This window comes from Zooshikella harenae (assembly GCF_018837975.1).
GTDB classification, from domain to species: Bacteria; Pseudomonadota; Gammaproteobacteria; order Pseudomonadales; family Zooshikellaceae; genus Zooshikella; species Zooshikella harenae.
Genome location: NZ_JAGSOY010000109.1, coordinates 1 through 9,828 on the forward strand (window position 1 = coordinate 1; position 9,828 = coordinate 9,828).

Sequence of the window (9,828 nt, forward strand, 5' to 3'; positions counted from 1 at the left end):
TAAAAAAGCTCTTTTAAAAGAGCTTTTTTTTCGTCTTTTATTTGGGTGCTTTGGTTATTTGGTGAAAATTACTTTAATGCTTTTATTATAGCGTGACCAAATATACCAATTAAAAAAGAGATTATTATCGACAAAAAAATCGCAATGAAGGTTGCTAATATGTTATAAAGCACAAGAGTTATGTGCTTGATCATAGAGCTTTAGTATGGCAAAACGAAAATTGATTCTTTACTCTACAGACGGCTGTCACTTGTGTGATCAAGCTTTATCTTTGATAAATTCAAGTGCCCATGCATCTAACTTGGACATAGAGGTCGTTGATATTGCTTTAAGTGAGGAGCTAATGACACTTTATGGCGTGCATATCCCTGTGCTGAGAGAGATGCAACGAGAAGAAAAGCTTTTCTGGCCATTTGATGAGTCGCAATTATCAACATGGCTTTCTGTATGACAGGTCGCAGTGTATTGAGATTGTTTTTTTCTATTTTAGTTTGGGGGATGACCTCCCTATACTGTCATGTCTTAGCAGAACAACTATCGGGTATTAAAAAAACAGAAAAAAATATACCTCGCGTAGTTAGTTTGGCACCTCATATTACTGAGTTATTGTATGCTGTGGGGGCTGGTGAGAATATTGTTGGTGTTATTGATGGCAGTGATTTCCCTCTAGATGCACAAAAAAAAACTATAATTGGACATTATAATTTACTTAATTGGGAGCAAGTCTTTGCTGTACAACCACAGTTAATTATTGCCTGGGGAAGTGGAAATAAACATTTGTTGGGGGGGAAAGCAGAGCAGCTAGGTATACCCATTATTTATTCAGAACCAAAAACACTTCAAGATATTGCTGATGAGTTAATTAGGTTTGGCAATATAACGGCACATAAAGTAGAAGCGGAACAGGCTGCGTCAGACTTTAAACAACATTGGCAACGTTTAGCATCTCAAGTTAAAAAACAATCATTAAAGCAAAAGGTAGCTATATTATTAAATATAAATCCAATACAAACATTGAATGGACGGCACTTGACGTCTGAAATTATCGAACAGTGTGGTGGAAAAAATATATTTGCCAATGCTAAAGTTATAGCACCTCAGGTGAATTTTGAAGCATTGCTGGCACAACAACCTGATTGGTTAATAATGATTGATCCAGTTTTTTTAGAACAGTTGACGGAACGTTGGCAAGCATTAAAAGCAGTTCAACAAAAAAGAATAATTATCGTTAATCCTGATCATTTTTTACGACAAACACCGCGTATTTTACTTGCAATGGAAACTATTTGTCAGAAACTCGCTAGCACAGCTACAGCAGTCAGAGACAAATAGCTATCACATTATAATACCTCTAACGAAGGCTTAGTTACCAGTCAATGCCTTCCTGTGCTTTAATGCCTGCATCAAAAGCATGCTTGATGGGCTGAATATCACTCACAGTGTCAGCCATGTCGATTAATACTTGAGGACAACCTCTCCCTGTAATAATAACTGATTGCATGGAAGGTCGTTGTTGTAGCGCGTTAATAACTTCTTCTGTTGATAAATAGCCATAACGCAGTACATATGTAATTTCGTCTAGGACAACAAGTCGAAGGTTAGCGTTGCTTAACATAGACTTTCCTGCTTTCCAGACTTCTTGTGTTGCGGCTATATCGATGGCTTTATCTTGAGTATCCCAAGTAAAACCTGTTTTCATCACATGGAATGCCACTTGTCCGGTTTGTTGTAAAAGTTGACGTTCACCACATGGCCAATCACCTTTAATAAATTGAATAACACCTGCCTGATAGCCATGTCCCACACAACGTACAACATTACCAAATGCTGCAGTTGTTTTACCTTTACCATTCCCCGTTAAGACAATAATGATGCCACGAGACTCATTAGCATCAGCAATACGTTGATCAATATGTTGTTTTTTTTTAATCATACGCGCCTTGTGGCGCGCGTGTTCATCATTTGTCATAAGATTCTTGTGTTCGTTATTTAAAGGTTGGGACGATAAGTTAAAGAAATAAAGGTATTGATACCATCCGTTTCATAAGGAATATTACCATTCAAATCCTCAACGTAATCCTTATCAAAAAGATTATTTACTTTCCACTCAATACTGAGCTCGTCAGTGAGTGCATAGGACTGAATCAAGTTTAATGTCGCATATCCTGGTAAAGTCTGGTCAGCAGGACCTATGTTTTTACGTTCACTTTGGCCTTGCCACTCAATACCTAAGTTATATCGACTGAAGGTTTTATGGGCCATAATTGAAAACTGTCTATGACTTCGGTTGGGTAAGGTTTGCTCTTTGGTTTGATTATCTGTATCAGTGTTTTTATCAATAGGATCTAACATCGTAAAGTTGCTATTAATTTGCCAGTCTTGCCATAGTGTATTGATAGTAAGCTCTAACCCTTTAATTTGGGCTTGCTCGCTATTTTCAGGTTTACTATTCTGGAAAATAATCATATCTTCAATGTCAGTTTTAAATACATTTATTTGCCATTGGGTGTGACCATATTCTGCCTGTAGACCAACTTCATAATGTTTACTTTGTTCAGGGTTTAAACTGGGGTTACTAAAATTAGGATAATATAAGTCATTAAATGATGGTGCTACAAATGCTTCCCCGTAGCTGGCTGTTACTTTATAAGTGTCGTTGATAGGCATTCCCCAGGCAAGGTTTCGTGTATTATGTTTACCGAATTGCTCATTATCGTCTTGACGAAACCCTATCAGAAATTCATGTTTACCCAATTGTAATTGGTCTTGAATGAACCAAGCACGATTATCACGTTCATCTTCATCAAAGCGGGTGGTAGAAGTTAAGTAATCGTCATAGTAGTCCAATCCAAATGACAATAATTGGTTTGACGTTAGTTGCAGATTATTTTGCCAGTTAACAGCTTTCCTTTTAGACTCATATAGAAAGTTACGACCTACATGATCAGTTCTATCATCAGATTTATCTGTGGTTAGGCCCGCAGTAATGACAATATCCCATTGCTGTGTTAGCTGGTGGTTATAACGTGTTGTCGCTGTTTCGAGAGTAGTCGTTGTATAAACAGGACGAGATACGTCAAAAGAATTATCATACTCCGCTTCTGCTTTTTGACGCATGAGTTGCAAAGCTAGCTGACTATTATCTGTAAGCTGATATTGAATATTTCCTGTAAATGACTTGTTGCGATAGCCATCATTTTCATCACTTAGGTCACCATACCAGCGGTTAAAGCCTTCTGTTGTATAGTAACTCGCTTTTAGTCCATAATAGGCATCAGCCTGTTTACCTTTTATTCCTGCTAGATATTGCTCACTTTGATGAGAGCCAAATCCAAGTTTAACAGTAGGCTCGATAGCTTTTTCGCTGTATTGCTGAGTGAAAATATGGATGACGCCAGCAAGGGCTTCTGATCCATAAAGTACTGAACGTGGTCCTCTGACAACTTCAATACGTTCCACTTGGTTAATATCAATTGAAGATAAAGAGGCCTTACCATTCGTTGCAGTATTAATTTTTATACCGTCCACAAGCACTAGCACTTGCTTATCACTTGAACCTCTAAAAAGAAGTTTTGATACAGTACCCTGGCCACCTGTAGTACTAATATTTACACTGGGCACGTGTCGAAGCACATCGAAAATGTCTTGTGCTTGTAAGCGTTCAATATCTTGCCGAGTAAATACATTAACAGGGGCTAAAGAATCAGAAATCACTTGAGGTGTTTTTGTTGCAGTAACCGTCATATTCGGTAGTTGATAACTGTCTTCTGCCTGACATGTGACCGCATAAGACAGGCTGATAAACGATATCCCTGTAACAAATGTGCTGATTTTTTTCATGGAGTCCTCAAAACCATTTACTACTGACGAGTGGCTTTGAGAAGGGCAAACAGGTAACAACTGTCATATATATTCTGACAGTTATTTGTCAAAGTTCCCAAAGAAAGGGAGGTACCTGTGGGTGAAGCCCTCCGCATCACCTAATTTAGGTTATAGGCCGGTATCCGGGCTTACAGACTGTTGTACACTTAACAACAGCTACCACATCCTTCCCATGTCGATGAGTTTTACTCTGTAGACACAGTGGTTTAAGGGTATTTAGAGTTATCAGATAATCTAAACTGTTTACCGTTGCGGGGGCAGCGTTGGCTTGTTAGAACGTGTATGGTTCTATAGACCACTCTTCCCGTTTAACCAATAATGGCACCTATAACGCATTGTATGTTGTAAAAAAGCGCTATATTGAGAGCAATATCTACTTGAGTCAAGCTAAAGAGGACTACTCTTCAGCGTTTACCTGTTGGGTGATTGAGTACAAATAAACTATGGCTATTTTTAAATCTGACGATAAAGTGTTTTGGCTGCGCTTTGCAAGTACGGCATCTGTAGTAACCGCTATTATACTGATTTTGGTAAAATTAATAGCTTGGGTGGTAACTGACTCTGTAAGTATTTTGGCATCACTTATTGACTCTTCACTTGATGCAATGGCATCCATTATTAATTATGGTGCTGTGAGTTATTCGTTAAAGCCTGCTGATGAAGACCATCGATTTGGTCATGGTAAAGCAGAATCATTGGCAGGACTGGCTCAATCTATGTTCATTATGGGGTCGGCTTTAGTACTGATTTTTCATGCAGTGGGGCACTGGCGTAAATCAATGATGGTTGATGCTGAGTGGGTAGGTGTTAGTGTAAGCGTTTTTGCGATTTTTCTTACACTGTTATTGTTGGGCATTCAACACTTTGCTGTTAAGCTAACTGGGTCGGTAGCGATAAAAGCCGACTCTTTGCATTATCGAATGGATGTATTGACCAATTTAGCTGTTATTGTAGCATTGATTTTAACCGCTATGGGCTTCAGCCAAGCAGATAGCTTTTTTGCAATTGGTATTGCAATCTATATGGTTGTTAGTGCTAGAGAGATTTTAGTGGATGCGATTAATCATTTAATGGATCGTGAGTTGCCTGTTTACACCTTATCACATATTGAGACTACAGCTTTAGCTGTGCATGGGGTACGAGGCATTCACCAGCTACGAACACGTCAGTCAGGAATGATTCCTATAATCCAGATGCATGTTGAGTTAGATAAAAATTTAACATTGGAACAAGCACATCAGATTGCAGACAATGTCGAAGCGGCCATTCAGGCAGACTATCCAGATGCTGATATTACCATTCACCAAGACCCGGTTTAATTTTTAGTAATCGTGTGCTTAGTAACTTGTTCTAAGCGATAGTGACTGGGGGTCGAACCCGTCCATCGTTTAAAGCTACGCTGAAAGGACCGCACTTCAGTAAAGCCCAGGTTTTCAGCAATGGTATGAATTGTTATTGCACTGTCTTTAAGAAGAGATTTGGCTTGTTCCATTCGCACATGATCTAAGAGTTGTTGAAATGTTGTTTGCTCATGTTGTAAATGACGGTGCAATGTTCGAGTAGTCATTGTCAGCTGCTTAGCCACGACCTCTTTTGTTAAGGTGCCATCACATGAAAGCTGTTGTCGTATAATGACTTTTACACGCTCAGCTAAGCTACTATTTTGTGGTGTGAGCGTAGCGACGACATGCTGTGCATGTTGCTCTAAGGTTTTAAGTAATGCGGGGCTGGCTTGTTGTAGAGGCGTTTGCAGATCTGTAAGGGATATATCCAGACTATTTTCAGGTTGTTTAAACAATACAGGGCAATTAAATAGTTGTTCGTACTCGTGGTAACTGTTATCAAGGGGACAGTCATGAGTAAAGTGTACGACAATAGGTGTACGTTCGTGTTTTCCTGTAATCCACCGTGCATAGTGTGTCCAAGCTGCGAAGCAATGCTCAACCATGTGCCGTTTAATCGTTGTGTTTGTATAGATACACGACCAACTAATGCGTAGCTGTTCAGCTAAATAGTTTAAGGATGTCCTCCCCATATCGCCTACTAGCTTCTCATACGGTGTGATGCGTTGAATAGCATCATTTAATGTTGCACAGTTCATGGTGATATAACCAAGTACATTATAAGATGCTGGTTGTATAAATTGAGCTGCATGTAATCCAAAAAGCGCATCATTGGCTTGATTAATTAATGTTAGAAGCAAGCGCTGTGCACTTTCACCTGGAAGCCGTTCTCCTGTGTCTGTACATGACGTGATATCTAACTGCTGTAAGAGCTGTTGAGTATTGATGCCTAATTGATTGGCATAATGCAAGTAGGGTAATAAGCTTCCCCAGGACACTTCACCGAGTAATGTGTTGGCCTCAATTGTTACTTTTTGTGGCATTTTCTGACATTATCTTAGTTATTTATTCCCACTAGTATATATCTATAAGTTGTTCTGTTTGAATAAAACTGTAGATATATAAGCGAGATAAGTAATAAACATGATAAGAATATTCTTGGCTTGATTATGAAGCAAGAAAATAACGCTGTTGATGATAGGTTAAGAGAATAATAAAAATTAAAAAATTTTTGTCGTTTATTAGCTGTTTTAATTTTTTCAAAACTTATACTGGACTGATGTTGACTTTCGATAGGGAGGTTCGTTATGCAACGGTGGAATAGCTGGGGAGAAGCAGGGCAAGACTATCCGCTACCTGAGCATGCGCTTTGCTATTTAGCAGATCTAATTGGTCCAGGTTATCCTCTTGAGGAAGTACTGTTAGAAACAGCATCTACTCAAGTTACTAAAAGTCGCTTGGCAGACCATCCCTTAATTAGTAAAGACCCAGAGCTTCGCGTGCGATATGCAAGAGGTCATAGCTTTGCTGATTGGCTAGCTAAAAAAAGTGGACAGTTTGAGACTGTACCAGATGGCGTTGCTTTTCCAGAAAGTCGTGATGATATCCTTCAATTATTAGAGTGGGCAGAGCAGAATGATTGCAATCTTATTCCATATGGTGGAGGAACAAGTGTTGTCGGGCATATTAATCCTCAGATGGGTTCAAGACCTACATTAACCGTTTGTATGTCACGTTTAAGTCGGCTGTTAGCGTTGGATAAAGAAAGTTTGTTAGCAACATTTGGTGCAGGAACAATGGGTCCACAAGTAGAATCGCAATTACAGGTTCACGGCTTTACCTTAGGACATTTTCCTCAGTCATTTGAATATTCGACCTTAGGGGGGTGGGTTGCAACGCGTTCAAGTGGTCAGCAGTCACTGGGCTATGGGCGAATAGAGAAACTTTTTGCGGGTGGTCGTTTAGAAACATTTCAGGGTAGTTATTATCTGCGACCATTTCCTGCAGAGTCCGCGGGCCCTGATTTGAAAGAATGTGTTTTAGGCTCCGAAGGACGGTTAGGTATTTTATCTGAAGTAATTGTTAATATTTCTCGACTGCCTCGTTTTGAAGCATTTTATGGCTTGTTTTTTCCTGATTGGCAGGCAGGTATTGCAGCCTGTCAACAAGCATTACAACAGCGCATTCCGCTATCAATGTTACGATTGAGTGCACCAGAGGAAACGGAAACATTTTTACGACTGTCAGATCAGCAAAATGCCATTCGCTGGCTGGAAAAACTACTTACGTTTCGAGGTGCTAAACAAGGCCGGTGCCAGTTGCTAGTAGGTGTTTCTGGAGAAAAAGCCCAGTGTCATTATGCATGGAAGCAGCTGCGGCGCATCAATCGTTTTTATGGGGGAGTTAATACTGGTCAATTAATAGGACAACAATGGCAACGTCATCGCTACCGAAACCCTTATTTACGAGAGACATTATGGCAAGCTGGTTATGGTGTTGATACCGTAGAAACAGCAACGCAGTGGTTACATATTGATTCGCTACGCCAAGCAATGGAGCAAGCACTTCGTGAAGCTTTGCTCGATGAAACTGAACGAGTGCATGTTTTTACGCATATTTCTCACTGTTATGCACAAGGTGCTAGTTTATATACGACATTTGTATTCCGGCTTGGTGAGACCTACGACATAACTTTAGTGCGTTGGCAAAAGCTAAAAGCTGCAGTGATGCAAACCATTGTGAATCATGGTGGATCGGTCAGCCATCATCATGGGGTGGGGGTGGATCACCGTGACTTCCTTCCTTTCACTAAAGATGAGCGACAATTGCAGGCTATTTCTGCACTGTGTCGTCATTTTGATCCAAACGAAAGATTGTGCTCACACAACTTATTACCACCAAATAATCATTCTTTGCCAACAACGTTATGCGATGAACCACGTCAGTTTAAGGAAACCGCAGATGTTATCGTCTGATTATTTAAAAACACTTTCAAAGCCTGCATGGGATGTGATAGTGATTGGTGGGGGGATTACTGGTGCAGGTATTTTGCGTGCAGCCGCACAGCAAGGGCTACGTTGTTTATTGGTCGAGCAACACGATTTTGCCTGGGGAACATCCAGTCGTTCTTCAAGTATGGTTCATGGGGGCTTACGTTATCTGGGGAGTGGTAATTGGCAGTTAGCTCGTGATTCAATTAATGAGCGAGAATGGTTGCAACGGTCTTTGCCGGGATTAGTCAATTTCATACCTTTTTTAATGTTACATAAGCCTTGGCAGTGGCCTACGCATCATGTATTTCAATTATTGTTAGCTATTTATGATGGATTTGCTGGGTACCGAACTCGTCGGTGGCTAAATAAATTAAAAATACAACAAGTACTACCTTATATAACTTCAACTTGTGCAAGTGGCTCAATTTTTCAAGATGCACTGACGGATGATGCCCGATTGGTTGTGCGGGTGTTACAAGAAGCAAAAGATGATGGTGCTGAGTTATTAAGTTATGCACGGGTTGAAGAACTTGTTTATAGAGATGATCAGGTTGTGGGTGTAAAAGTGTGTTCTGAAGCCAATAAGCAGGCAATACTTGAGGCCACAGTCATTGTTAATGCGACAGGTGTTTGGAGTAATAAACTGGCGTCATTAGCACCGGGATTAACACTAAGACCTTTACGAGGAAGTCATTTAGCATTTCCAGCTTGGCGTTTGCCTGTTCCCGCTGTGGTCAGTTTTTTTCATCCGCAAGATCATCGCCCTGTTTTTATTTATCCCTGGCACAATGCAACAGTTGTCGGAACAACCGATCTCGATGAGACCCAAAAGCTTGATAAAGAGCCTAAAATAACATTAACAGAAATTGATTATTTATTGACTGCCGCTAACAGCCAGTTCCCTCAAGCAGCACTTACGGCAAGTGATGTGTTGAGCTGTTGGAGTGGTATTCGACCTGTGTTAAGTCAGAAACGACAGCGTCAACCTTCAAAAGAGTCTAGAAATCATCTGATCTGGCAGCAACCTGGGTTAATTTCTGTCAGTGGTGGTAAGCTAACAACGTTTCACTTAATTGCTAAGGAGATTATGGCACTGGTTGCTCAATATTGCCCAGAAGCACAACCTGTATCTGTACATACATCTCCATGGTTGGCAAATGTGCCTGTTTCCAATCAGTGGTTACATTATCTCAGTCCACAACAATTGCAGCGTTTATTTGGATATTATGGTAAAGCCGCTAATGAATTACTTGCCTGTGCCAAAAGAACTGAACTGACGACAATTGGTGCAACGCAAACATTATGGGCAGAATTACGTTGGATATTAATGCATGAGTGGGTGATGCATTTGGATGACTTGTTGTTACGTCGTACCCGGTTAGGCTTATTAATACGAAAAGGAGGAGAAGAATATTTACCTCAAATTAAGTACTATTGTCAACAACTGTTAAATTGGGATGATTTGCGTTGGCAACAGGAAGTGCAGCGATATCGACGGATTTGGTTGAGTGCCTATCAATTACCTAATGTAAGTTAACTTCATTTTGCCTTCGCGTCTGATTTTTTGCGATAACCTCTTTGCAGTGAGTAAAAGATTAGAAGTGTCCTAT

8 protein-coding genes and 1 riboswitch are annotated in these 9,828 nt (G+C 40.1%); of the genes, 5 read left to right on the forward strand and 3 right to left on the reverse strand.

Annotation, left to right across the window (positions count from 1 at the left end; translation table 11 throughout):
- The first annotated feature begins 205 nt into the window (after positions 1-205).
- Both KCG35_RS22550 and KCG35_RS22555 read left to right on the forward strand, forming a co-directional pair.
- The gene (locus KCG35_RS22550; protein WP_215822118.1) at positions 206-451 is read left to right on the forward strand and encodes a glutaredoxin family protein; all 246 of its coding nucleotides are present in this window, start codon (positions 206-208) and stop codon (positions 449-451) included.
- Positions 448-1,332 carry an ABC transporter substrate-binding protein gene (locus tag KCG35_RS22555; protein WP_215822119.1) on the forward strand — a complete coding sequence of 295 codons (885 nt, stop codon included), beginning with the start codon at positions 448-450 and terminating at the stop codon, positions 1,330-1,332. The genes KCG35_RS22550 and KCG35_RS22555 overlap by 4 nt, the downstream gene beginning before the upstream one ends.
- Before the next feature lie 34 nt (positions 1,333-1,366).
- Here the strand turns inward: KCG35_RS22555 and cobO are convergent, their stop codons facing one another.
- Together cobO and KCG35_RS22565 are read right to left on the reverse strand one after the other, a co-directional pair.
- Positions 1,367-1,969: a cob(I)yrinic acid a,c-diamide adenosyltransferase gene (gene cobO, locus KCG35_RS22560; protein WP_215822120.1), complete on the reverse strand. Its 603-nt coding sequence runs from the start codon at positions 1,967-1,969 to the stop codon at positions 1,367-1,369.
- Positions 1,970-1,989: 20 nt separating this feature from the next.
- Entirely contained in the window at positions 1,990-3,840 is a 1,851-nt protein-coding gene (locus KCG35_RS22565) for a TonB-dependent receptor domain-containing protein (RefSeq protein ID WP_215822121.1), read from the reverse strand.
- A gap of 138 nt (positions 3,841-3,978) precedes the next feature.
- Positions 3,979-4,226, reverse strand: a riboswitch (cobalamin riboswitch).
- A gap of 99 nt (positions 4,227-4,325) precedes the next feature.
- On the opposite strand from KCG35_RS22565, the gene KCG35_RS22570 reads away from it, so the two are divergent.
- Positions 4,326-5,201, forward strand: a complete 876-nt coding sequence (locus KCG35_RS22570) for a cation diffusion facilitator family transporter (protein WP_215822122.1) — start codon at positions 4,326-4,328, stop codon at positions 5,199-5,201.
- Here KCG35_RS22570 and KCG35_RS22575 read toward each other — a convergent pair.
- A complete protein-coding gene (locus tag KCG35_RS22575) occupies positions 5,198-6,268 on the reverse strand; it encodes an AraC family transcriptional regulator (protein ID WP_215822123.1) in 1,071 nt (356 codons plus the stop codon). The genes KCG35_RS22570 and KCG35_RS22575 overlap by 4 nt on opposite strands.
- A gap of 264 nt (positions 6,269-6,532) precedes the next feature.
- Between KCG35_RS22575 and KCG35_RS22580 the strand changes: the two genes are divergently transcribed.
- Positions 6,533-8,200: an FAD-binding oxidoreductase gene (locus tag KCG35_RS22580; protein ID WP_215822124.1), complete on the forward strand. Its 1,668-nt coding sequence runs from the start codon at positions 6,533-6,535 to the stop codon at positions 8,198-8,200.
- Positions 8,187-9,755 carry a glycerol-3-phosphate dehydrogenase/oxidase gene (locus tag KCG35_RS22585; RefSeq protein ID WP_215822125.1) on the forward strand — a complete coding sequence of 523 codons (1,569 nt, stop codon included), beginning with the start codon at positions 8,187-8,189 and terminating at the stop codon, positions 9,753-9,755. Before KCG35_RS22580 ends, KCG35_RS22585 begins: the two co-directional genes overlap by 14 nt.
- Positions 9,756-9,828: the final 73 nt, after the last annotated feature.